Consider the following 23203-nt stretch of genomic DNA (forward strand, 5'->3'; position numbering starts at 1 on the left):
GACTATGCGGGAGGGCATCGACTGCGCGGTTAACGGCCAAATCTGAACTGGCGTTCAGGTTAAAGCCTGATCACGAATGAGCCTTTCGAGATTCTTGCCGAAGGCCGGTCGGGCCGCGCCTCAGCGCACGACCACGCGGGCCCCGACGGGCACGCGGTTGAACAGGTCCACCACGTCGATGTTGCGCAAGCGGATGCAGCCGGACGAGACCGCCTGGCCGATCTTCTCCGGCTCGTTGGTGCCGTGGATGCGGTAGAGCGTGTCGCGTCCCTGGTCCGAGAGGTAGAGCGCGCGGGCGCCGAGCGGGTTGGCGGGGCCGCCCGCCATGGCGTGGACGTGCGGCCAGCGCCGGACCATCTCGGCCGGCGGGTTCCAGGCCGGCCATTCCGCCTTGCGGCTGACCGTGGCGCTGCCGGTCCAGCCATAGGCCTCGTCCCCGACGGTGACGCCGTAGCGGAGCGCCTTGCCGCCGGGCTCGACGAGGTAGAGCTGGCGCGCGCGCGTCTCGACCACCACGGTGCCGGGTGGCTCGTGGGTCGGATCGTCCACGCGGTAGCGGGCGAAATGCGGGTCGAACTCGGCCTCGGGCACCAGGGCCATGAAGGCCGCGTCGCGCGCCGAGAGGCTCGGATCCGGCACCGAAGTGAAGCTGCAGCCGGCGAGCGCCAGAGCCAGAAGGCCGCCCCAGAGGGCGCCGCGCGGGAGGGTCTGGGCAAACATGCGGAGGCGCCGATCCGGCCGCGTCTCGCGTTTATGGTGGACGAGGCCTTGCGCAGCTTATGGCGGCGGCGCACTCATCCGTAGCCCGCATGGCCGATCCCGTGGCAGATTTGCCGCGCTTGTTGCGCGGGCGCGACAGAGCGGGCCCGGCCAAGGACCCGCCGCCGGGAGGGTGACCGTGAGTACCTTGTACCTGAGCCATCCGGCGGCCCTCGACCACGAGATCCCGCCCGGGCATCCCGAGCGGCCCGACCGGATCCGGGCGATCGAGCGCGTGCTGGAGGACGAGCGCTTCGCCTGCCTCGTGCGCGGCGCGGCGCCGCGCGCCGAACCCGAAGTCGCGACCCTGGTCCATCCCGCCGCCTACGTGCAGGCGCTGGTCGAGGCGGCGCCCGAGGACGGCTTCGTCGAGATCGACCCCGATACGCTGATGTCGCCCGGCACCCTCGGGGCGGCGCTCCGGGCGGTCGGGGGCGCGGTCCACGCGGTCGACGCGGTGATGCGGCGCGAATGCGCCAACGCCTTCGTGGCGATGCGCCCGCCCGGCCACCATGCCGAGCGCGACCGCGCCATGGGATTCTGCCTGTTCAACCACGCGGCGATCGCGGCCCGGCACGCCCAGCAGGCGCACGGGGCCGAGCGGGTCGCCCTCGTCGACTGGGACGTGCATCACGGCAATGGCAGCCAGGACATCTTCTGGGACGACGGCAGCGTCCTGTACGCCTCGACCCACCAGATGCCGCTGTTCCCCGGCAGCGGCGCGGCCTCTGAGCGCGGCACCAAGGACACCATCGTCAACGTGCCCCTGCGCCCGAACGACGACGGCGCCGTGTTCCGCGAGGCCTTCGAGGTCGGCATCCTCACCCGCCTCGAAGCGTTCCAGCCCGACCTCATCGTCATCTCGGCGGGCTTCGACGCGCACCGCCTCGATCCGCTCGCCAATCTGCGCCTCGACGAGACGGATTTCGCCTGGGCCACGCGCCGGCTGATGGAGCTCGCCGACCGGCACGCGGGCGGGCGCATCGTCTCGGTCCTGGAGGGCGGGTACAGCCTGGAGGGCCTGGCCCGCTCGGTCGCCGCCCACGTGGACGCCCTGATGGGGCGCTGAGCGCGATCCCTCAGCGCTCACGGCATCTGGCGCAACCCGAGGCGGGCCTGCGCGATCGAGAGCCGGTTGAAGCTCTGGATCAGGGTTAGCAGGTCCGGCGCGGGGCTCGATGTCCGGCGCGCGCGCAGGAAGGCCGTGAGGGTGGCGGGGCGCAGGCCGGCGGAGCGGACGAGCAGCATGATCGGGCGCGGATCGGCGGCCGCATGCGCCGTCAGGGCCAGCTCGTTCTCGACCTCCGCGAGATGCGCCAGGGCGAAGAGCGCCTCCAGGATCCGGCCGCTCTTGAGCCAGTGCAGGACGTCCGCCTCCTCGAGGCCGATCCGCACCCGCAGGCTGACGCAATCGCCGGCGCGGGCGCGGGCCCGCGGCCCGAGGTCGAGATCGGAGCGCGGCCGTCCCCGCTGGCCCTCCGCCCGCATCTCCCGGGACCGGCGCTCGCGCAGCAGATCCTCGCGTCGCGCCGGAGCCACGTCGTCGCGGCTCGCCAGACCGGATTCGAGGGCCGCGCCGTCCTGCACCCGCGCGGCCAGGGTGGCGAGGGCGCGGTCGGAGAGGCGCGCGCCCTTGTTGCCGATGAGCGTCCGCAGGACCGCCTCGTCGCCCTGCTCGGCCAGGATCTCCGAGACGCGCTCGCTCAGGGTCGCGCGCAGCGCGATCGCGGCGAGGTGGCCCTGGCTCCGACCTTCGGCGAGATGCACCAGCGCGTCGTCGGGAATCGCCGCGCAGTTCCGCAGCACCGGCGCCGCCACGTTCGCGGCCCGGTCGGCGGCGAGCTGGCGCACCACCTTGACGGGAGGCTTCGGCAGAAGGCTCACGCGCTCGGCGACGTCCTGGCGGTCACCGGGCGCGGCGCGCGCGACGAGGCGGCTGATCACCGCATCGAAGGTGAGAACCTGGCCGGCGGACAGGTGCGGCGCCTCGTCGACCAGGAGACCGGTGACCTCGCGCAGAACCATGCGGTGCCGGTCCGTATCCGCGACCTCGACGACGCGGTCGACGGTGTCCATCAACTCGGCGAGCGTATTCACCGGGTGCTCCTGTCGTGACGCCTCGGGCGCGGCGCCACCGCCCGGGGGCCGGGTCGGCGCGTCCGTCCTTGGCGGGGGTGGGAGGGGCGGCGCGGGCGCCGTCCCTCCGGGGGTTCAGTTTTGGCCCGGCGCGCTCAGCGCAGGAGCTGCAGGATGCCCTGCTGCGACTGGTTGGCGAGCGACAGGGCCGAGATCGCCAGCGAGTTGCGGGTCGAGAGTGCCTGCGAGTTCGCCGCCTCCTCGTTGAGATCGGCGTTCGTCAGGTTCGCCGCGCCCGTGTCGAGGATGTTGGTCAGGTTCTTGGTGAATTCCTGCCGGTTCTGCACCACCGAGAGGTTCGAGCCGAAGGTCGAGGATTGGGTGCGCAGGGTGCTGGTGGCGGCGTTGAGGCTGGCGACGGCCGTGTTGATGTCGGCGTCGGACTGGAAGCCGTTCGACACGGCATTGAGCCCGAGACCGGTGGCGTCGAAACGCACGCCCGAGATGTCGAGGGCCGAGGTGCCCTTCTCGTTGAAGGTGATGTGCAGGGTGTTGTCGGCCGCGTTGCTGCTGGTCCGGAAGAGCAGGTTGACGCCGTTGTAGCCGGTGTCCTGAGCCTGCTGGGTGATCTGCTGCAGGATCTTGTTGAACTGATCGGCCAGCGTGGAGCGGGTCGAGCTCGCGCCCTTGCCGCCGCCCACGTCGGTTCCCTGCGCGGTAAACGTCGTGCCGTTCGACGCGAGACCGAGGCCGATATCGGTGGTGCCGGCCGACTTGAGGGTGAGCTTCTGGTCGGAGCCGAAGGCCGTGGTCTGAATCGTGAGGTTGTTGTTGACGTAGCTGGCTTTGACCTTCCCGGAGAGGCCAGTATCGGCGTTGATCTGCGTGTTGATCGCGTCGGCGATGTTCTGCTGGGTGACCGTGCCGGTGGTGGTCAGGGTGCTGCTGTCGAGGGTGATGGTCTTCGTCTGACCGCTGCCCAGGGTGAGGCTGAACGAGCCGTTGGAGAAGGCGTTGGCGGCGAAGGAGGCGGGGGTCGTCACCGTGCTGGTGATCTTGGCGAAGGACGACCCGTCGCTCGCATCGCGGCCGTAGCCGGTCAGGCCGGCCGCCGGGGCGCCGGCGCCGCCCGCGCGGGTGCCGTTGTTGTTGGATTTCGTGCCGAAGCCGATCCCGACCGTGTCGTTGGTCACCGAGGCGGTGACGCTGGGGGCCGGCCCCGACGTGGACTTGGCATTGTCCGAGCTGAACGTGATGGCATTGCCGGCGATGGAGGCGGTCGCGGCGATCGACTGCGCGCCGCCGGTCGTGTCCTTCAGCTTGACGTTGATCGCCTCGATGAGCTTCGCCTGCGTGGCGGTGGTGCCCAGCGCGACGCCGTTCTTGTCGAGGCTGGTCGCATCGATCGTGAAGCTCTTCGTGTTCGTGCCGTCACCCACCGAGAAGGAGACCGCCTTGCCGCCGGTGAGATCCACGTTGGGCGTGGCGACCGTGGCCGCACCGGTCGTCGTCGCCCGGGTGCCGAGCAACCCGAGGGTGTCGGCGCTGTCGGTGACCGTGATGTTGACGTTGTTCGCCTTCGACTGGAACGTGAGCTTGTTTCCGGCCGTGCCCGAGACGTCCACCGCCACGGCGGTGCCACCGTCGAGCTGCCCCTGGATGTAGGTGGTGATGTCGGCGGTGGTGGCGGTCGTCTTGCCGAGGTTGGCGGCGTTGATGGTGATGGTCCTGGTGTTGGTGCCGTCGCCGACCGACAGGACCGTCGATTGTCCGCCGCTCAGGTCGTAGGTGGCCGCGAGGTTCGCGGTGCCGGCGATCGAGGACTTCGTGCCGGTCGTCGCGTCGACCCGCGTCCCGATGCCCGTGGCGGCGGGGCCGGCGGTGCTGGCGACCGGCGTGAAGGTCGAGAATCCGAGGCCCGTCGCGCCACCGGCCGTCTGGGCGCTTGCGATGACGGAGAGCTGCGTATCCGGGCCGACGTCCTGCGACGTGAATTTGAGGGTCTTGTTGTTGGTCGCGTCCACGAACGAGGCGGTGATCGTCGATCCGGCATCGGAAAGCTTCTTGTTGACGGCGGCGAGGATGTCCTCGGGCGTCGCACCCGCCGGGTTGGTCCCGAGCGTCTTGCCGGTGTTGTCGACGGCCGTCGTCGCCGACAGGTCGATGTTGACGGTCTTGTTGCCGTCGAACACCGTCAGGGACGACAACTGGCCCTTCGAGAAATCGGTGTTGGCGGCGAGCGCCGCGCCCGCCGTGACGGTGACGGCCGTCGGCGGCGTCGTCGAGACACCGAAGCCGATGTCGAGCGTCGCGTTCGCGGACCCGTTGACCTTGATCTGGCTGCTGCTGCCCGTTGCGGTGCCGGCGAGCGCGATCTTGCCGTCGGCCGTCTGGCTGGCCACGACCTTGCCGGAGAGCGAGGATGCCTGGATCTGGCCGTTGATCGCCGAGATGATCTGATCCGCGGTCACCTTCGTCAGGTCGGAGGTCACGCTCTTCAGGGTCGTGGCGTCGAGCCGGATCGTCGTCTTGCTCACGCCGCCGTCGAGGGAGATGTCGATCGAGGCGTCGTCGTTCGTCAACGACGAGAAATCCTGCGTGCCGTTCGTGCTGCCGTTCAGACTGGCGTAGCTGGCGCCTCCGGCCACGGTGGCGACCTGCGCGGCAGTGCCGCCGAGAACCGCGCCGGTCCCGCCGCTCTTGTCGGCGAGGGCCTGCTGGGCCGTCGATTTCGCGGTGTCGATCAGCTTCTGGATCGAGGTGATGCCCTGGTTGGCCGCCTGGATGGCCTGGACGCCGTTCGAGATGCCGTCGAGGAGCGAGCTGAGGTCGCTGGAGCGGGCCGTGAGCGACTGCGCGGTGAAGAAGTTCGTCGGGTTGTCGAGGGCCGAATTGACCTTCTTGCCGGTCGAGAGGCGGCTCTGGGTGGTGGAGAGGAGGTTGGCCGTGTCCTGCAGCGAGAGCAGGTTCTGACGGGTGGCGGCCGAGAGCGTGATGCTGGAGGACATGATGCGTAACCCTTCTGGTTGCGTCATTCGGGTGAAAGACAGTCCAGATGGTGAGGGTCCGCAGTTTATCCGAAGCTAAATGCCCAGGATTGCTCGCAGAGTTGAGGGTACAATTTGTCCTGTAAAAGATACTTTTCGTACTGTGGTTGTATAGCCGGGATGTGATCGACCTTTTATCAGATCGACGGCATGCGAACGTGGTCTCTCGCGTTGTTCGAGCGACAGACGCGCCACGCCTGCTGGAATTATGCAATTCAAAGTCGTCGATCCGCGTCTTTCACAAATCGAGGATGAGAAAACCCGGCTGAACGTCTGGCGGGGCGTGATCGCGCCATTCTTCGATACGCGCGTGGACCCGGCCACGCCCTTCCCGAGCGATATCGGGTTGCGCTGCTATCACCTCGACCGCATGCTGCTCGGGGCGATCAAGGCCTCGGCCCAGAGCGTCGAGCGCAGCCGCACCCAGATCGCGGCCCAGACAATCGACCATGTCCTGCTGCATCTCAGCCTGTCGGGGGAGACCAGCCTCCAGACCCGCGGCGGGGACGTGCCGATCCGGGCGCGTTCCTTCGTGGTGTTCGACCTCTCGCAGGAGGCGCGCTTCGCCTCCCGGGGCCTGACGGGGATCAACCTGTGCCTCCCCCGACGGGCCTTCGACGCGCGGGTCGGCGAGATCGCCAATCTCCACGCGGCAGCGCTTCCGGCGCGGGAGAACCCGCTGCTCAAGCTCCTGGCGGCGCATCTGCGCACGATGCGCCATTGCCTGGAGAATGCCGACGCCCTGCGGCTCGACCACGTGGTCTCGGCGACCCTGGCGCTCTGCAACGCCGCCTTCACGGCGCCGACGGACAGCGCCCACGACCGCGAGACGGTGCTGGCCGTCGCGATCCGGCAATTCATCGAGGAGAATCTCGGGTCCGAGAGCCTCGACATCGAGATGCTGACGGCGCGGTTCGGCCTGTCGCGCACGCCCCTCTACGAGCTGTTCGCGCCCGAGGGCGGCGTGGCGCGCTACATCCGGGGGCGCCGCCTCGCCCGGGCCATGCGCGTCCTGTCGGGCCTCGAGCGCGGCCCGCGCCCCCGCATCTCGACCCTGGCCTATGCCTGCGGCTTCGATTCCGAGAAGACCTTCAGCCGCGCCTTCCGCCGCCAATACGGGGTGAACCCGCGCGACGTCGACGCGACCTTCCGGCCGGAGGTCCACCACGAGCAGGGCGCCCTGCTGCTGTCGTGGATCCGCGACCTCTGAGCCTGCGCCGGCCGGCGCGCCTCAGCCGTCGAGGGGCTCGTCGCCCAACATCTCGATGCCGAAGCCCGAGAGGCCCACATAGGCCCGCGACGAGGTCGAGAGGTTGCGGATCGAGACGACGCCGAGGTCGCGCAGGATCTGGGCGCCGAGGCCGACCTCGCGCCACTGGCGCACGCGCTGGGCCTCCGTGCCCTCCTCCTCGGAAAAGCGCGAGAGCGGCACGCCGGCGGTGCCGTCGCGCAGATATACCAGCACGCCCCGGCCTTCCTTGGCGAAGCGGCGCATCACGCAGGCGATCTGCGCGCCGCCCTCGATCACGTCCGCCACCACGTTCGAGCGGTGCAGCCGCACCAGCAGGTCGCGCCCGTCGCCGATGCGCCCGTGCACGAAGGCGAATTGCTGGATGCTCTCGAAGGGGGTGGTGTAGGCGTAGCCGGTGAGGTCGCCGAACTCGGTCTTGACCGGGAAATGCCCGACGCGCTCCACGAGCTTGTCGCGGGCCTGCCGGTAGGCGATCAGGTCCGCCACCGAGACGCGCTTCAGGTTGTGCTGGTCGGCGAAGGCGTCGATCTGCGGCCCCTTCATCACGGTGCCGTCGTCGTTGGCGAGCTCGCAGATGACGCCCACGGGGGGCAGGCTCGCGAGCTTGCAGAGATCGACCGCCGCCTCGGTATGGCCGGAGCGCATCAGCACGCCGCCATCCTTGGCGATGAGCGGGAAGACGTGGCCCGGCCGCACGAAATCGGCCGCGCCCATGTTGCCGTTGGCGAGCGCCCGCACGGTGTTGCAGCGCTGCTCGGCGGAGATGCCGGTGGTGAGCCCGTGCTTGACGTCCACCGTGACCGTGAAGGCGGTGCCGAGCGGCGCGTCGTTGGAGGCGACCATCGGGTCGAGGCGCAGCCGGCGCGCCTCGCTAAGGGTGATCGGCGCGCAGACGATGCCGCAGGTGTTGCGGATGATGAAGGCCATCTTCTCGGGCGTGCAGAGGGAGGCCGCGACGACGAGGTCGCCCTCGTTCTCGCGGTCGTCGTCATCGGTGACGACGACGATCTCGCCGCGGGCAAAGGCCTCGATGGCCTCGGTGACGCTGGAATGGGGCACGGGCTTGGTCTCTTCGGAAGGCTGCGGCGGATCAGGCGGGGGTGCCGACCTGTCCCCGATGACGCAGATAGTGATCGGCGAGCACGCAGGCCATCATGGCCTCGGCCACCGGCACGGCGCGGATGCCGACACAGGGGTCGTGGCGGCCCTTGGTGACGAGGTCGACGTCGCGGTTGTCGCGGCTGACCGAGCGGCGCGGCGTCAGGATCGAGGAGGTCGGCTTCACGGCGAAGCGGCAGACGATCGGCTGGCCGGAGGAGATGCCGCCCAGGATGCCGCCCGCGTGGTTGGCCAGGAAGACCGGCGTGCCGTCGTTGCTCGCCCGCATCTCGTCGGCATTGTCCTCGCCGCGCAGGGCCGCAGAGGCGAAGCCGTCGCCGATCTCGACGCCCTTGACGGCGTTGATCGACATCATGGCAGCCGCGAGATCCGCGTCGAGCTTGCCGTAGACCGGCGCGCCGAGGCCCGCGGGCACGCCCTCGGCCACCACCTCGATCACGGCGCCCACCGACGAGCCGTCCTTCCGGATGGCGTCGAGATAGGTCTCGTAGCGGGCGGCGGCCTCGGCATCGGGGCAGAAGAACGGGTTGCGGCCGACCGCGTCCCAGTCCCAGTTCGCCCGGTCGATCGCGTGCGGGCCCATCTGCACCAGGGCGGCGCGGATCCGGACGCCGGCGGGCAGCACCTTGCGGGCGATGGCGCCGGCGGCGACCCGGGCCGCGGTCTCGCGGGCGGAGGAGCGCCCGCCGCCGCGATAATCGCGCAAGCCGTATTTCGCCTCGTAGGTGTAGTCGGCGTGGCCCGGCCGGTAGGTGTCGCGGATCTCGGAATAATCCTTCGAGCGCTGGTCGGTGTTCTCGATCATCAGGGCGATCGGCGTGCCGGTGGTCAGCTGGCGCCCGCCCGTGCGGTCATCCGCGAACACGCCGGACAGGATCTTCACCTGGTCGGGCTCGCGGCGCTGGGTGGTGAAGCGCGACTGGCCGGGCTTCCTCCGGTCGAGCTCGGCCTGGATCTCCTCGGCCTCGAGCGGCAGCCCGGGCGGGCAGCCATCGACCACGCAGCCGAGGGCGACCCCGTGGCTCTCGCCGAAGGTGGTGACGCGGAAGAGGTGGCCGAAGCTGTTGTGCGACATGGCGGCACCGCTCTAGCGCGGGATCGCCCGGCCCACAAATCCGAACCGGGGCACGCCGCGTAAACCCTCCCCGGCGGCGCGCCCGGCCCCGGCGCCGTCGCGGTCCCTCAGGGGCGCGCCAGCACGCCCCCGGTGATGGCCTCGCGCACCCCCGTGGTCGACGGGAAGGTGATCGGCAGGCCCCGGAGCGAGCGCACGGCGAGATGCGCGAAGGCCTGGGCCTCGAGATAGGCCGAGGACCAGCCGATGGCGTCGGCGGTCGTGATCTCGGCGCGCAGGTGGTAGTTCAGGAGGCGCACCAGCTCGCCGTTGCGGGCCCCGCCCCCGGCCACGATCCAGCGCGTCGGGATCTCGGGGGCGTGGTCGAGGGCGCGGGCCACCGCCCGGGCCGTGAAGGCGGTGAGCGTCGCGGCCCCGTCCTCGGTGGAGAGCTGGCCCGCGAGCTTGTGCGAGAACCAGTTCCGGTCGAGCGATTTCGGCGGCCGGCGCACGAAGAACGGGTGGGTCAGGAGCCAGGCGAGGAGCGGCTCGTCGGGCCGGCCCCGGGCGGCGGTGCGGCCGCCGTCGTCGAGGTTCTTGTTCTCCCGCTCCTGCATCCACTCGTCGATCAGCGCATTTCCGGGTCCGGTATCGAAGGCGATGATGCCACCTTTCGAATCGATCAGGGTGGCGTTGGCCACGCCCCCGATATTGAGGATGCCGAACGGCCCCTCGAAGCCCGAGGCCTGCGCCAGGGCCTTGTGGAAGATCGGCACCAGCGGCGCCCCCTGGCCGCCCGCGTCGATATCGGCCCGGCGCAGGTCCGAGACCACCGGGATGCCGAGGCGGCTGGCCAGCGCCTGGCCGTCGCCGACCTGGATCGAGAGGCGGTGGTCGGGCCGGTGGATCACGGTCTGGCCGTGGAAGCCGATCACGTCGATCTCGGAGGCCGCGAGCCCGTGGTCGGCCAGGAACTGCTCCACGGCCTCCGCATGCGCCCGGGTCACGAAGGCCTCGGCCTCCGGCAGCCGGCCGGGCCGGTCGCCCGGCGCGATGACGCTCTCGGCATCCTTGGTGGCCGCCCGCAGCAGGGCCTTCTCGTCGTCGGAATAGCCGCGATAGCCCGTCGGCCCGAGGGGCTCGAGGAAGTTGTTGTGGCCCCTCACGACGCTGACGGTCTCGCCATCCGTCTCGATCAGGGCGACGTCGACCCCGTCGAGCGAGGTTCCGCTCATCAGCCCGATCGCGCGCATCATCGTCATGTCGAACCGCCCCCGTGCCTTTCGGTGGGCGCCCTGCTAAGAGCCGGCGCAATGTGTCGAAGCGCAGGAGCTAGCACGGGCGCCCCGACCCTGTCGCGCGCTCAAGCCTCGCCGAAGCCCCGCCACACGCCCTGCACCGAACCCGAGACCCGAACGCCGCCATGACCAGCCCGACCGAGAGCTTCGCGCCGAAATCCGATTTCCTGCAGATCCTGGGCGAGCGCGGCTACATCCACCAGACCTCGGATCTCGCCGGCATCGACGCGGCCGCGCGCGAGGGGCGGCTCACGACCTATGTGGGCTACGATTGCACGGCGGCCTCGCTCCATATCGGCCATCTCCTGTCGATCATGATGCTGCACTGGCTGCAGAAGACCGGCGGCAAGCCGATCGCCCTGATGGGCGGCGGCACCACCCGGGTCGGCGACCCGTCCGGGCGCGACGAGACCCGCAAGATCCTGACCCTGGAGCAGATCGAGGAGAACAAGGAGGGCATCAAGAAGACCTTCGCGCGCTTCCTCAGCTTCGGCGAGGGCGGCAACGCGGCGATCATGGTCGACAATGCCGAGTGGCTGACGAAGCTCAACTACATCGAGATGCTGCGCGACATCGGGCGCCACTTCTCGGTCAACCGCATGATGTCGATGGACAGCGTGCGGATGCGCCTGGAACGCGACCAGGAACTGTCCTTCCTCGAATTCAACTACATGATCCTCCAGTCCTACGACTTCGTGGAGCTGAACCGCCGTTACGGCTGCATCATGCAGATGGGCGGCTCGGACCAGTGGGGCAACATCGTCAACGGCCTCGATCTCGGCCGCCGCCTCGGCACGCCGCAGCTCTACGGCCTGACCTGCCCGCTCCTCACCACGGCGTCGGGCGCCAAGATGGGCAAGACCGCGGCCGGCGCCGTCTGGCTCGATGCCGGGATGCTGAGCCCCTACGATTACTGGCAGTTCTGGCGCAACACCGAGGATGCGGACGTGGTCCGCTTCCTCAAGCTGTTCACGCTGCTGCCGATGGACGAGATCGCCCGGCTGGGTGGCCTCGGCGGCGCCGAGATTAACGAGGCCAAGAAGGTGCTGGCCACCGAGGCCACCGCCCTGATGCATGGCCGGGAGGCGGCCGAGGCCGCGGCCGAGACCGCGCGCAAGACCTTCGTGGAGGGAACGCTCGCGGCCGATTTGCCCACCGTCACGGTGGCGCGCGATCTCCTCGAGGCGGGTCTCGGGATCCTCACCGCCTTCGGGCCGGCCCATGCCGGGCTCGTGCCCTCCACCAGCGAGGCGCGGCGCCAGATCAAGAGCGGCGGCCTGCGGGTGAACGACGTGGCGGTCAGCGACGAGCGCGCCGTCCTCAATTCGGGAGACCTGAACCCGGAGGGCGTGATCAAGCTCTCCTTCGGCCGCAAGAAGCACGTGCTGCTGCGGGCGGAGTGAGCCCAGACGCGGGTGGAGTGCGGCTGGTAGGGGCGCGCGAGCGCCCCCCTACCGGTCGCTCGCGGGATTGCCCGAGAGGCCGTCCGCGAAGGCGTCGCTGCCGCCGCCGGCGCTGAACAGCTTGCGCAGGAAGCCGGGCGCCACCGCCGAGAGCGGGTTCACGCTCACGTCCGGCGCGGCGAGCTTGCCGGAGACCCGGAAGTTCACGGCGAACAACCCCTCATTGTGGCCGCCCGCCAGCAATGGGCCGAAGAGCGGCACCTGGGCCACCACGTTGTTCAGGCCGTAGAGCGGCACGAAGGTGCCGTTGATGTCCGTGCGCTCCTTGCCGGTGTCGAGATAGCCGGAGAGGGTGAAGCCCATCACGGCGTTCGAGATCGCCGCATCGGTGAAATCGACGCGGCTGCCGTTGCGCACGAAGTTCGCGCGCATCCGGTCGAAGGTGACCTCGCTGCCCTGGCCCTGCACCACGCGCTTGCGGCCACGGACATCGACCACCTCGCTGCTCGCCGGCCCCTGGGCCATGATGCTCGACAGGGCCGGCTCGTTGCGCAGCGTGAAGCTCCGGATCTGGATGACGCCCGATTGCGGGCCATCATTCATGTAGGTGCTGAGCGCGAGCTTGCCGCCATACATCCGCTTGTAGATGTCGACGAAGCGCAGCGTCGCGCCGGCATCGAGGGACTCGACCGCGAGGACCGGGATGCCGCGCTCGCCCCGCGTGATGTTCGCCGTGAAGGGGGCCGAGCGGAAGCGGCCCTGGAAGGTCGCCGACCGCACCTCGCGCCCGCGCAGGGAGAGCTTGAGCGTCGCCCCCGTCAGGGCCTCGTCGTTGAAGCCCGTGAGGATGTTGAGGGCGATGTCGGCCTCGATGTCCTTCGGGCTGTCCTTCCCGGGCTTGGCGTCGCCCCCGGAGAGGGAGCGCAGGAACGGGCGGGCATCCGCGACGGCGCCCTTCACGGCGAGGCGGTAGCCGCCGCCGCTCCGATCGACCACGACCCGCATGTCGTCGCCGGGCGAGAGCTTGAGCGTCGAGAGCTCGGCCCGTTCGAGGTTGCCCTCGGGGCTGATCGCGGCGTTGCCGCGGGCGCTGGCCGGGCCCGCATCCAGGACGATGTCGCGCAGGTCGAAGCCGTTGCCCGGGCCGCCGTCGATCAGCGCGAAGCTGAGACGGCCGGGCTTGCCGGGGGGCTTGCTGAAGCCCGGTACCAGCCCGTCGATGCCGGCCCGGGCGAGATCGGCCTCGACCTTGATCGGCGTGCGCGCCGGGCGGCCGATCGGAACCACGGCCCTCACCGGAATGGCGCCCGTGAGCTGGGGCGAGACCGGGAGGCCTCGCTTGGCGCGCAACGCCTCGTCGAGGGTGAGGCTAACCAGGGCCTCGCCGGCCCCGCCGGCGCGCGGCTGGCGCAGGTCGATCGCCACGGGCGAACCCGCGATGCGACCGTCGCCCTTCAGCCCGAAGCCGTTGCGGTCATAGGTCACCGCGAACTTCCCCGATTCGAGCTTCTCCTTGCCGAAGGCCTTGTCGACCGCGAGGTCCGTCAAAGTCCCGGTGAGGGTGACGGGCAGGTCGGGCAGGTCGGGTATGTGCTTGAGGTTGAGGGGGAAGTCGATGCGCAGGTCCGCATTGCCCTTCACGGCGCCCGGATCGAGGTCGGCACTCACCAGGGGCTTGAACATCTTCGTCTGCAGGAGGGCGGCGAGCGCGTCGGCACCGCCGCCGAGATGCAGCCCGATCTGCGCCACCACCTTGTCGGGCGTGATCTCCGGGATCACGAAGGTCCCGTCCGAGATGGCGAGGGCGCGGCCGTCCGGCATCCGGATATCGGCCGTGACGCCGCGGATCGTCGTGGTCCGGCCAGTGATGACGCCGTTGACGCGCCCGCGAGTGAGCGGGGGCGCGTCGTTGGTGACGGTCAGCGCCGCGTCCGACACCGCGAAGGCGATGTGGACCGCGTTGTCGGGCATCGGATCGCCCTTGGTCGCGGCGGCGAGCTCGGCCGCCGACATGTCGACCGTGATGTCGACCGAATCGGCGCGGCCGCCGCGCAATTCGTCCACCAGGTAGTTTCGGGCGGCGGGGGCGATGTGCTCGGGCCAGAGGCGCAGGGCCGTGCGCGCCTCGGTGTTGGCCGCCGTGATGTGGAGGGTCAGGCCGTCATCGTCGCCCGTGGTTCCGACCGTTCCGGTGATGCGTCCCTGAACGCCCTCGCCGCTGACGCTGAGGTCGTCGATGGCGATCCCGCCGGCGCGCCCGGTCAGGTGGGCGTCGATGGTCGCGATCTTCAGCGGCTTGTCGCCGGGGCTCGCCCCGCGCAGGACCGCGTCGCGGCTCGCGAGCGTGGCCGTCCAGTCGTTCGCCGCGCCGGCCGGGCTCTCGGTCCAGGCGCCCGAGAGCCGCACCGCGTTGCCGGCGCCGCGATAATCGAGCGAATCGAGCTTCATCACCCGGGCCCGCTCGTCCCAGCTGGCGCTGGCCTTCACGGACTCGATGGTGACGGGATTGAAATCCTTCTCCTCGATCAGGAAATTGCCGTCGCTGGTGTGGAGCGTCGCCGTCATGCCCTCGATGCGGCCGGCATCGATCGCGACATCGGCCTTGGCCGAGAGCTTCAGGTCCGTCGTGACCGGGAGCCGCGACTGGCCCGAGAGCAGCAGCAGGTCGGTCACCGGCAGGTCGTCGAGGGTGATGATGCCCGTCCGGCGCGCGCCGCCGGCCTCGCGCAGCGTCCCGCCGAAGCGCCATTCTCCGCGCGGCCCGTCGATCCGCAATTCGAAGATGCGCGCGTCCTGGGTGGCGTCGCGCCCGAACAGGCCGTTGACGTGCTCGAACACGGCGCGCTCGCGGGCCTCGTCGTCGATCAGCGTCAGGCGCGCATCGGTGATGCGGGCCCGGTCGAGGGCGCCGACGACGCCCGCCGAATCGAGGACGACGCCGAAGATCGAGGCCACGGCCGCCGAGAGCGGCGAGACGCTGCCCCGCGCGGGGTCGACGCTCGGCAGCGTGTGCGGCTTGATCTCGCCCTGATGCGCGGGCTCGGAGGCCCCGAAGGCGATGGAGCCGTCCCGGTGGACGAGCGCCGTCATCTGCAGGTCGCGGAACTCGATCGAGCGGGGCTGAACCGCGAGGCGCAGAAGGCCCCAGGTGTCCAGGCTGACGACCGCGAGGGGCGCCCGCACCACCAGGGCCCCTTGCGGGTTGCGGATGTCGAGCCCGGCGACCCGGAGCGCGAGGGAGCGCTCGCTGTCGAGCTCGACCGCGCTGTCGCGCAGCGAGACGTGCCAGCCGGGACCGATCCGGTCGGCGATGGCCGAGGCGACGCGTTCCGAGAGCCCGTCGACGTGAAGCGGCCCGGAGGCGAGGCGCAGCACCCCGAGCCCGGCGCCGAGGCCGAGCAGGAACACCAGCGACAGGGCCGTCCAGAGGCAGACCCCGCGCCAGCGACGGGCCGGTGGCTTCGGGCGAAGTCCCTGGTCCGTTTCCTCAACCATTTAAACCTTGACCGCTGGATCGGAGCGACCGCTCACCGTAAAGCGAAGGGGTCTTCCGGGCTATGTCGGCACCTGTCGGCGCGTCGCGCGGATGGCGTTTCTCACCGCATACCAGCAATCAGCCGAAAGGAAGGCATGATGCCCCTCGACAAAGGCGATCAGGCTCCGGATTTCGCTCTGCCGGGGGCGGGCCAGGAGACAATCTCCCTCGATGGCCTCAAAGGTCACAAGATCGTGCTCTACTTCTATCCGAAGGACGACACGAGCGGCTGTACCCTCGAGGCACAGGGCTTCAACGGCCTGCTGGGCGAATTTGGCGCCGCGGATACGCGGGTGATCGGCGTCTCGCCGGATTCCGTGAAGAGCCACGACAAGTTCCGGACGAAGTACGGCCTGACCTTCCCGCTCGCCTCGGACGAGGCCAAGACCATGCTCGAAGCCTACGGCGTCTGGGTCGAGAAGAGCATGTACGGCCGAAAGTACATGGGCGTGGAACGGACCACGATCCTGGTCGACCGTGCGGGCCGCATCGCCAAGATCTGGCCGAAGGTGAAGGTGCCAGGCCATGCGGAGGAGGTTCTGGCCGCCGCGCGCGCGCTGGCCTGACCCGCGCCGCCATCGCCTGGACGGTGCGCCCGCGCCTTCTCGGTTCGTTAACCTTACGCGGGGCCTAATGGCGGGACGCCATCCGGGTTCGATCCCATGCCCTCCTGTGCCGCTCCCGCGACGACGCTCCCGCGCTGGATGGCAAACCCCCGCCGTTCCACGCTGGTCCTGGGCTGCGGCCTTGCCCTGACGGCCGCCTGGGCCGTCGCGGCGAGCTATTTCCTGGTCTTCCACGACGAGGTGCTGGCGCGCTTCCTGGCACGCCAGGCTTTGGCGCAATCCGCCTACGAGACGCGGCTCTCCGACCTCCAGGGCAAGCTCGACCGGGCCGCATCGGACCGGACGCTGACCCGCGAGGCCGTGGAGGTTCGCCTCTCCGTCCTGGCCGAGCGCCAGGAGGAACTGTCGCGCAGGCAGGCGGCCTTGGCGGAGCTCACGGGCGAGGCCCCCCCATCCACGGGCGGCGGCGACCCGGGCGTCACCGGATCCCTCGGGGAGCCGGAGCCCCTGGCGCTGCGCACGACCGAGACGGCGCCGAAGCGTGAGCGCCGGTCCGCCCGCGAGATCGGCGCCCGCCTCGCGGCGCTCGAGACCCGCCTCGACGCCGCGGCGCAGGTCCAGGCGCGCAGCTTCGATCGGGTCGCCCGGAGCGCCGCGCGCCGGGCCGAAACCCTGCGCGGCCTCGTGGCCGGGACCGGGCTCGATCCGGCGCGGTTCGAGCGCCCGATGCCGGGTCTCGGCGGCCCCCTGGTGCCGATCAGCTCGGATCCCTTCGCGCAGGGGCTCGCGCAGGCCCAGCGCAGCGCCGGCGACGAGGCGCGGCTGCGCCGGGTCGCCGGCGCCCTGCCGTTGCGCCGGCCGATCCTCGGCGAGCACGCCGTCTCGAGCGGGTTCGGGACGCGGCTCGATCCCTTCACCCGCGGCCTCGCGCTGCATACGGGGCTCGACCTCAAGGCCGAGACCGGCGAGCCGGCCCGCGCCACGGCGCCGGGCCGGGTGACGGCGGCGGAGATCGCGGGCGGCTACGGCAACATGGTCGAGCTCGACCACGGATACGGGGTGGTCACGCGCTACGCCCACCTCGCCCGCCTCGGGGTCGCGCCGGGGCAATGGGTGCGGGCCAACGACATCGTCGGGTATGTGGGCTCGACCGGCCGCTCCACCGGCAGCCACCTCCACTACGAGACGCGCATCGACGGCGAGCCCGTCGATCCGCAGCGCTTCCTGCGCGCGGGCGCCCAGCTCGACGCCTGGCAGTTCAACGCCCGTTGACGGTGCCTCGGTCGAGGCTCCCGCTCAGTCGATGTCGGCGACGGCCTCGGTGGCGCCGAAGACGCGCTGGGCGAGGGAAGCTTCCATAAAGGGATCGAGATCGCCGTCGAGCACCTCGTCGGGATCGGTCGATTGGGTGCCGGTGCGCAGGTCCTTCACCAGCTGGTAGGGCTGCAGCACGTAGGAGCGGATCTGGTGCCCCCAGCCGATATCCGTCTTGGCGGCGGCCTCGGCGCTGGCCTTCTCCTCCCGCTTCTTCAATTCGGCCTCGTACATGCGGGCCCGCAGCATGTTCCAGGCGGTGGCCCGGTTCTTGTGCTGCGAGCGCTCCTGCTGGCAGGCCACCACGATGCCGGTCGGGATATGCGTGATGCGCACCGCCGAATCGGTGGTGTTGACGTGCTGGCCGCCCGCGCCCGACGACCGGTAGGTGTCGATGCGGCAGTCCGATTCCTTGATCTCGATCTCGATCCGGTCGTCGATCACCGGATAGACCCAGACGCTGGCGAAGCTCGTGTGGCGCCGCGCGCTCGAATCGTAGGGCGAGATGCGCACGAGGCGATGCACGCCCGATTCGGTCTTGAGCCAGCCATAGGCGTTGTGGCCCTTGATCAGCAGCGTGGCGCCCTTGATCCCGGCCTCCTCGCCGTCCGACCACTCGACGATCTCGACCTTGAACTTCCGGCGCTCGGCCCAGCGGGCATACATGCGCTGCAGCATGTTCGCCCAATCTTGGCTCTCGGTGCCGCCGGCGCCGGAATGCACCTCGAGATAGGTGTCGAAGCCGTCGGCCTCGCCCGAGAGCAGGGTCTCGATCTGGCGGCGGGCGGCCTCGGCCTCGACGGCCCGCACGGCGTTCTCGCCCTCCGTCACGGTGGCTTGGTCGCCCTCGGCCTCGCCGAGTTCGATCAGGGTCGCGGCATCCTCGAGATCCTGCTCCAGGGCCTTGATGGCGGTGACGGCCTCATCGAGCTGCGTGCGCTCGCGCATCACCTTCTGGGCGGCCTCGGCGTCGTTCCAGAGTTCCGGGTCCTCGGAAGCCGCGTTCAGCTCCGCGAGGCGTTTCTCGACGGTATCCCAGTCAAAGATGCCTCCTCAGCAGTCCGATCGACTGCTTGGCGGCATCCGAGGCTTGTTCGATCTCGGCGCGCATCTTGTGTTGGGTCTCTTGAAGTGGGTCTCTCGGGGTGTGGCTCTTGGGGTGTGCCACTCGTGGGCGAGGCGTGAGGCGGCGTGATACCGGCCTGCCCGGGCGCTGTAAACGGCGCCGGGTGCCGTGGATCCGTGACGGCGTCCGTCGAGCCTTCCTGTCAGCGCCCCGGCAGGGGCGCGATCAGGGCCGGGGCCAGGACGTATTCGCGCAGGCGCCGGCGGGCGCCGAAGCGACCCTCGGAGATGCTGTCGTTGTAGTAATCGTAGCCCGTCAGCCCGTAGCCGCCGCCATTCATCACGTGCGGCACCGGGATCGCCGGGACGGCGAGATCGGGCCGGTTCGGCGGCACGATCAGGAGGCCGGTATCCGGGTCCTGCCGCAGGACGGTCGGGGCCTCGGGCGCGGCGTAATAATAGGGCACCGGCTGGGCCGAGGCGTCGCCCGCGGTGAGGCCGAGCCCGATCAGGCTCGCGGCGATGAGGGTCCGGTGGGCGTTGGTCACGCTGAACTCCGCTGCAGGCGCGGCCGGGCGGCAAATGCCGGGCGCTGATGATGGGCCGGGCGCGCCGTCGCGTCCGCGCGCGTCGTCGATCCGGGCGGGGGACCGGCCTCAGCCCTTGGCGCGGACCACGACCTGCGGCTCGCGGGCGACCGGGTCGCAGCGCGAGTAGAACCCGTTCAGGACGGTCGGACGGGAATCGCAGACATAGCCGACCTCCGGCCCCGGCGCCGGGACCGGATCGCGGGCGATGATCGGGTTCGGCGCACAGGCGCCTGCGGCGGCGGTGAGCAGGAGGGCAGCGAGCAGGTTGAGGCGGCGCATACGACCCTCGGACGCGGGGAACGGACAAGTCCGCCCGACCCTGCGGACCGTGGCGGCGCCTGACAAGCACCCCGGGGCGTACCGGGCCGCTTTACCCCCGCCTGTCTCCCCGCCGCAACATGGCGTTCCGCGCGCTCAGCCGGCCTTGGACAGCGGGACGACGTTGTGCAGCGTCCGATCCGAGGTCTCGAAGAAGCGGCGGATGTTGCGCGCGGCCTGTCGGATGCGCTGCTCGTTCTCCACGAGGGCGATGCGCACGAACTCGTCGCCGTACTCGCCGAAGCCGATGCCGGGCGCCACCGCGACATCCGACTTCTCGAGGAGAAGCTTGGAGAATTCGAGGCTGCCCAGCGCCTTGTACTTCTCGGGGATCGGCACCCAGGCGAACATCGAGGCGGTCGGCGCCGGGATCTTCCAGCCCGCCTTCTCGAAGGAATCCACCAGCGCGTCCCGGCGCTTGCGGTAGATGCCGCGCATCTCCTTGATGCAATCGTCCGGCCCGTTGAGCGCGGCCGTCGCGGCCACCTGGATCGGCGTGAAGGCGCCGTAATCGAGGTAGGACTTCACCCGGGTCAGGGCGGCGAGCAGCCGCTCGTTGCCGACCGCGAAGCCCATGCGCCAGCCCGCCATCGAGAAGGTCTTGGACAGGGAGGTGAACTCGACCGTGCAATCCATCGCGCCCGGCACCTGCAGCACCGAGGGCGGCGGCTCGCCGTCGAAATAGACCTCCGCGTAGGCGAGGTCCGACAGAATGATGATCTCGTGGCGCTTGGCGAAGGCGACGAGGTCCCGGTAGAAATCGAGGCTCGCCACGTAGGCCGTCGGGTTCGACGGGTAGCAGACGACGAGCGCCACGGGCTTGGGGATCGAGTGCTGCATCGCCCGCTCGACGGCGGGGAAGAAGGCCGAGGTCGGCTCGGCCGGGACCGAGCGAATCACGCCGCCCGCCATCAGGAAGCCGAAGGCGTGGATCGGGTAGCTCGGGTTCGGCACCAGCACCACGTCGCCCGGGGCCGTGATGGCCTGGGCCATGTTGGCGAAGCCCTCCTTCGAGCCGAGGGTCGCGACGACCTGGGTCTCGGGGTTGAGGCTCACGCCGAAGCGGCGTTGATAGTAATTGGCCTGGGCCCGGCGCAGGCCCGCGATGCCCTTCGAGGCCGAGTAGCGGTCGGTGCGCGGGCGTCCCGCGGTCTCGACGAGCTTGGCGATGACGTGCTTCGGGGCATCGAGGTCGGGGTTGCCCATGCCGAGATCGATGATGTCCGCGCCGTTGGCCCGAGCCGCGGCCTTGATCCGGTTCACCTGCTCGAAGACGTAGGGCGGCAGGCGCTTGATGCGGTGGAAGTCGGTCATGGCCTTCGAGGTGTCCATCGGCGCGGGTCCCGGATTGCGCGGTTCTGTGTCGTCGCTGCGGGATCGGCCTGTCTAGCATCTCAGGCCACGGACGCCGACCCCAAAAACGCTACTCGGCCGGCGCGGCCGCCGGCTTCGGGGCCGAGAGGCCCTTGGCGGTCGTCCGCCCCACGCCCTCGGCGGCCCGGCTCTTGGCCTCGTTGCGGCTGCGGGCGCCTTCGAGCTCGCTCTCGAGGGCCTTCTGGCCCTCGGTCGATTTCGCACGGATCGGCCGCTGCGGCGCCGAGACGCCGACGGGGAGGAACTCACCCCCGGGCTTGCGGGATTCGGCGACGAAATCCGGGGCCGCGATCGGCTTCGCGCCGTAGCCCGCCCCCGTGACGGCCTCGCGCAGCGGGTTCACGTCGCTGGAGCAGGCCGCCACCGTCGCGGCGGCGGCGAATGCGAGGGCGCGCAGGGCGTGTCGGGTTGTGAACATGGTTTCGATGTTTCGACAAATCTGCGCCGCGCTCTGGCGGAACCTCGGCGTGGAGCGTTAATTTGTCGGAAACGAGGCTGATCGGGCAAGCATGCCCCCAGGGCCCGCCGCGGGACGGCAAGGACCGCCGAGACAGTCCGCGAAGACAGGGAGAGACGCACGCGTGACGACGCTGAAAACGACGCCGCAGCTGCCCGACATCGAGGCCCTGTCGCGGAACGCAAGCCTGTTCGTGGAGCAATTCGGCCGCACCGCCGCCACCTACATGAAACCCCTCGAAGGCGACGGCATCCCGACGGGCCCGTCGGAGGAGGTCGGCGACGTGGTGCGGACCCTCGGCACCGTGGCGGAGAAGTGGCTCGCGGATCCGCAGAAGACCCTCGAGGCCCAGGCGAAGCTGAGCGAGGCCTTCATCACGCTCTGGGGCTCGACCTGGTTTCGCATGCAGGGCGAGGCGCCCCAGCCGGTCGCCGTGCCGGAGCCGAAGGACAACCGCTTCGCCCACGCGGATTGGACCACGAACCCGGTCTTCGATTTCCTCAAGCAGAGCTACCTGATCACCTCCCGCTGGGCGGAAGGCCTCGTGGAGGGAGCCGAGGGCATCGACGACCACACCCGCCACAAGGCGCAGTTCTACCTGCGCCAGATCGTGGGCGCGCTCTCGCCCTCGAACTTCGTCCTGACCAATCCCGAGCTCCTGCGCCACACCCTGGAGGAGAACGGCGCCAACCTCGTGCGCGGCATGAAGATGCTGGCGGAGGACATCGAGGCCGGCAAGGGCGAGCTGCGCGTGCGCCAGACCGATCCGTCGAGCTTCGAGGTCGGCCGCAACGTGGCGGTGACGCCGGGCGAGGTGGTGTTCCGCAACGACCTGATGGAGCTGATCCAGTACGCGCCGCAGACCGAGACGGTGCTGAAACGCCCGTTCCTGATCGTGCCGCCCTGGATCAACAAGTTCTACATCCTCGATCTCAATGCGCAGAAGAGCCTGATCGGCTGGATGGTGTCGCAGGGCCTGACCGTCTTCTGCATCTCCTGGGTCAATCCGGACGAGCGCCACGCGCAGAAGGATTTCGAGAGCTACATGCGCGAGGGGATCGAGGCGGCGATCGACGCGATCGGCGCCGCGACCGGCGAGAGCGAGGTGGCCGCCGCCGGCTACTGCGTCGGCGGAACCCTGCTCGCCGTGACGCTCGCGATGCAGGCCGCCACCGGCAACAAGCGCATCAAGAGCGCGACGCTGCTGACCACGCAGGTCGATTTCACCCATGCGGGCGACCTCAAGGTCTTCGCCGACGAGGAGCAGATCAAGGGCATCGAGGCTCGGATGGCCAAGCAGGGCTATCTCGATGGGGCCCGCATGGCGAACGCCTTCAACATGCTGCGGCCCAACGACCTGATCTGGTCCTACGTGGTCAACAACTACGTCAAGGGGAAGGCCCCGATGGCCTTCGACCTGCTCTACTGGAACGCCGACGCCACCCGGATGCCGGCCGCCAACCACTCGTTCTACCTGCGCAACTGCTACCTCGAGAACAATCTCGCCAAGGGCAAGATGGTGCTCGGCAATGTCCGCCTCGACCTCAAGAAGGTGAAGGTGCCGATCTTCAACCTCGCGACCCGCGAGGATCACATCGCGCCCGCCCTCTCGGTCTTCGAGGGCTCGGCCAAGTTCGGCGGCAAGGTCGATTACGTGCTGGCGGGCTCCGGCCATATCGCGGGCGTCGTCAACCCGCCCGCGAAGCCGAAATACGGCTACTGGACCGGCGGCCCGGCCAAGGGCCGCCTGGAGGACTGGATCGCGGCGGCCACCGAGAACAAGGGCTCCTGGTGGCCCTATTGGTTCTCGTGGCTGGAGAAGCAGGCCCCCGCGCGCGTGCCCGCCCGCATCCCGGGCAGCGGCGGCCTCGCGTCGCTCGGCCCGGCCCCGGGCACCTATGTCCGCATGAAGGCCTGAGGCAGCCTCGCCCGGCGCCCATGAAAGAGGCCGGCGGGGAGCCCCCGCCGGCCTCTTT

At 70.0% G+C, this 23203-nt stretch carries 18 protein-coding genes; 6 read left to right on the top strand and 12 right to left on the bottom strand.

Annotated features, from left to right (window positions below; translation table 11 throughout):
- Positions 1 to 120: 120 nt before the first annotated feature.
- Positions 121 to 720, bottom strand: a complete 600-nt coding sequence (locus tag F6X53_RS00205; protein ID WP_150996014.1) for a L,D-transpeptidase — start codon at positions 718 to 720, stop codon at positions 121 to 123.
- 178 nt (positions 721 to 898) lie between these two features.
- Here F6X53_RS00205 and F6X53_RS00210 point away from each other — a divergent pair, with 178 nt between their 5' ends.
- On the top strand, positions 899 to 1828 hold the full coding sequence (locus tag F6X53_RS00210; RefSeq protein WP_150996016.1) for a histone deacetylase family protein: 930 nt from the start codon (positions 899 to 901) through the stop codon (positions 1826 to 1828).
- A 17-nt stretch (positions 1829 to 1845) separates the two neighbouring features.
- Here F6X53_RS00210 and F6X53_RS00215 read toward each other — a convergent pair whose 3' ends face one another.
- Complete coding sequence (locus F6X53_RS00215; RefSeq protein ID WP_150996018.1) at positions 1846 to 2856, bottom strand: DUF2336 domain-containing protein; 1011 nt, start codon at positions 2854 to 2856, stop codon at positions 1846 to 1848.
- 134 nt (positions 2857 to 2990) lie between these two features.
- Positions 2991 to 5843: a flagellin N-terminal helical domain-containing protein gene (locus tag F6X53_RS00220; protein WP_191970640.1), complete on the bottom strand. Its 2853-nt coding sequence runs from the start codon at positions 5841 to 5843 to the stop codon at positions 2991 to 2993.
- A gap of 247 nt (positions 5844 to 6090) precedes the next feature.
- Between F6X53_RS00220 and F6X53_RS00225 the strand changes: the two genes are divergently transcribed.
- A complete protein-coding gene (locus tag F6X53_RS00225) occupies positions 6091 to 7092 on the top strand; it encodes a helix-turn-helix domain-containing protein (RefSeq protein WP_150996022.1) in 1002 nt (333 codons plus the stop codon).
- A 21-nt stretch (positions 7093 to 7113) separates the two neighbouring features.
- On the opposite strand, the gene ribB is transcribed toward F6X53_RS00225, so the two are convergent.
- From ribB to F6X53_RS00240, 3 genes are all read right to left on the bottom strand, one after another.
- Positions 7114 to 8193: a 3,4-dihydroxy-2-butanone-4-phosphate synthase gene (ribB, locus tag F6X53_RS00230; protein WP_150996024.1), complete on the bottom strand. Its 1080-nt coding sequence runs from the start codon at positions 8191 to 8193 to the stop codon at positions 7114 to 7116.
- A 31-nt stretch (positions 8194 to 8224) separates the two neighbouring features.
- Positions 8225 to 9328: a chorismate synthase gene (gene aroC / locus F6X53_RS00235; protein ID WP_150996026.1), complete on the bottom strand. Its 1104-nt coding sequence runs from the start codon at positions 9326 to 9328 to the stop codon at positions 8225 to 8227.
- 107 nt (positions 9329 to 9435) lie between these two features.
- A complete protein-coding gene (locus tag F6X53_RS00240) occupies positions 9436 to 10569 on the bottom strand; it encodes an anhydro-N-acetylmuramic acid kinase (RefSeq protein ID WP_150996028.1) in 1134 nt (377 codons plus the stop codon).
- Between the two features lie 161 nt (positions 10570 to 10730).
- Between F6X53_RS00240 and tyrS the strand changes: the two genes are divergently transcribed.
- Positions 10731 to 12008 carry a tyrosine--tRNA ligase gene (gene tyrS, locus F6X53_RS00245; protein WP_150996030.1) on the top strand — a complete coding sequence of 426 codons (1278 nt, stop codon included), beginning with the start codon at positions 10731 to 10733 and terminating at the stop codon, positions 12006 to 12008.
- 48 nt (positions 12009 to 12056) lie between these two features.
- Here the strand turns inward: tyrS and F6X53_RS00250 are convergent, their stop codons facing one another.
- Entirely contained in the window at positions 12057 to 15503 is a 3447-nt protein-coding gene (locus tag F6X53_RS00250) for a YhdP family protein (protein WP_150996032.1), read from the bottom strand.
- Between the two features lie 138 nt (positions 15504 to 15641).
- Here F6X53_RS00250 and F6X53_RS00255 point away from each other — a divergent pair, with 138 nt between their 5' ends.
- Together F6X53_RS00255 and F6X53_RS00260 are read left to right on the top strand one after the other, a co-directional pair.
- Entirely contained in the window at positions 15642 to 16109 is a 468-nt protein-coding gene (locus tag F6X53_RS00255) for a peroxiredoxin (protein WP_150996034.1), read from the top strand.
- A gap of 138 nt (positions 16110 to 16247) precedes the next feature.
- Entirely contained in the window at positions 16248 to 17381 is a 1134-nt protein-coding gene (locus F6X53_RS00260; RefSeq protein WP_150996036.1) for a M23 family metallopeptidase, read from the top strand.
- A gap of 24 nt (positions 17382 to 17405) precedes the next feature.
- Here the strand turns inward: F6X53_RS00260 and prfB are convergent.
- From prfB to F6X53_RS00285, 5 genes are all read right to left on the bottom strand, one after another.
- Positions 17406 to 18534 (bottom strand): peptide chain release factor 2 gene (gene prfB / locus F6X53_RS00265; RefSeq protein WP_150996038.1). Its coding sequence is split into 2 segments (ribosomal slippage): positions 17406 to 18464 and positions 18466 to 18534, totalling 1128 coding nucleotides; the frame shifts between segments, so codons are not numbered across the junction.
- 157 nt (positions 18535 to 18691) lie between these two features.
- Positions 18692 to 19036, bottom strand: a complete 345-nt coding sequence (locus tag F6X53_RS00270) for a hypothetical protein (RefSeq protein ID WP_150996040.1) — start codon at positions 19034 to 19036, stop codon at positions 18692 to 18694.
- A 108-nt stretch (positions 19037 to 19144) separates the two neighbouring features.
- Complete coding sequence (locus F6X53_RS00275) at positions 19145 to 19357, bottom strand: hypothetical protein (protein WP_150996041.1); 213 nt, start codon at positions 19355 to 19357, stop codon at positions 19145 to 19147.
- A gap of 135 nt (positions 19358 to 19492) precedes the next feature.
- Positions 19493 to 20710 carry an LL-diaminopimelate aminotransferase gene (locus tag F6X53_RS00280; protein ID WP_150996674.1) on the bottom strand — a complete coding sequence of 406 codons (1218 nt, stop codon included), beginning with the start codon at positions 20708 to 20710 and terminating at the stop codon, positions 19493 to 19495.
- Positions 20711 to 20819: 109 nt separating this feature from the next.
- Positions 20820 to 21188, bottom strand: a complete 369-nt coding sequence (locus F6X53_RS00285; RefSeq protein WP_150996043.1) for a hypothetical protein — start codon at positions 21186 to 21188, stop codon at positions 20820 to 20822.
- 163 nt (positions 21189 to 21351) lie between these two features.
- Between F6X53_RS00285 and F6X53_RS00290 the strand changes: the two genes are divergently transcribed.
- Complete coding sequence (locus F6X53_RS00290; RefSeq protein WP_150996045.1) at positions 21352 to 23145, top strand: PHA/PHB synthase family protein; 1794 nt, start codon at positions 21352 to 21354, stop codon at positions 23143 to 23145.
- The last annotated feature ends 58 nt before the right edge of the window (positions 23146 to 23203 follow it).

The organism is Methylobacterium soli (assembly GCF_008806385.1).
In the GTDB taxonomy this organism is placed as follows: domain Bacteria; phylum Pseudomonadota; class Alphaproteobacteria; order Rhizobiales; family Beijerinckiaceae; genus Methylobacterium; species Methylobacterium soli.

Coding starts and splice junctions, on each gene's coding strand:
- F6X53_RS00205 (WP_150996014.1), bottom strand. CDS start 720: ATGTTTGCCCAGACCCTCCCGCGCGGCGCCCTCTGGGGCGGCCTTCTG.
- F6X53_RS00220 (WP_191970640.1), bottom strand. CDS start 5,843: ATGTCCTCCAGCATCACGCTCTCGGCCGCCACCCGTCAGAACCTGCTC.
- F6X53_RS00225 (WP_150996022.1), top strand. CDS start 6,091: ATGCAATTCAAAGTCGTCGATCCGCGTCTTTCACAAATCGAGGATGAG.
- aroC (WP_150996026.1), bottom strand. CDS start 9,328: ATGTCGCACAACAGCTTCGGCCACCTCTTCCGCGTCACCACCTTCGGC.
- F6X53_RS00240 (WP_150996028.1), bottom strand. CDS start 10,569: ATGACGATGATGCGCGCGATCGGGCTGATGAGCGGAACCTCGCTCGAC.
- tyrS (WP_150996030.1), top strand. CDS start 10,731: ATGACCAGCCCGACCGAGAGCTTCGCGCCGAAATCCGATTTCCTGCAG.
- F6X53_RS00250 (WP_150996032.1), bottom strand. CDS start 15,503: ATGGTTGAGGAAACGGACCAGGGACTTCGCCCGAAGCCACCGGCCCGT.
- F6X53_RS00255 (WP_150996034.1), top strand. CDS start 15,642: ATGCCCCTCGACAAAGGCGATCAGGCTCCGGATTTCGCTCTGCCGGGG.
- F6X53_RS00260 (WP_150996036.1), top strand. CDS start 16,248: ATGGCAAACCCCCGCCGTTCCACGCTGGTCCTGGGCTGCGGCCTTGCC.
- F6X53_RS00275 (WP_150996041.1), bottom strand. CDS start 19,357: ATGCGCCGCCTCAACCTGCTCGCTGCCCTCCTGCTCACCGCCGCCGCA.
- F6X53_RS00280 (WP_150996674.1), bottom strand. CDS start 20,710: ATGACCGACTTCCACCGCATCAAGCGCCTGCCGCCCTACGTCTTCGAG.
- F6X53_RS00285 (WP_150996043.1), bottom strand. CDS start 21,188: ATGTTCACAACCCGACACGCCCTGCGCGCCCTCGCATTCGCCGCCGCC.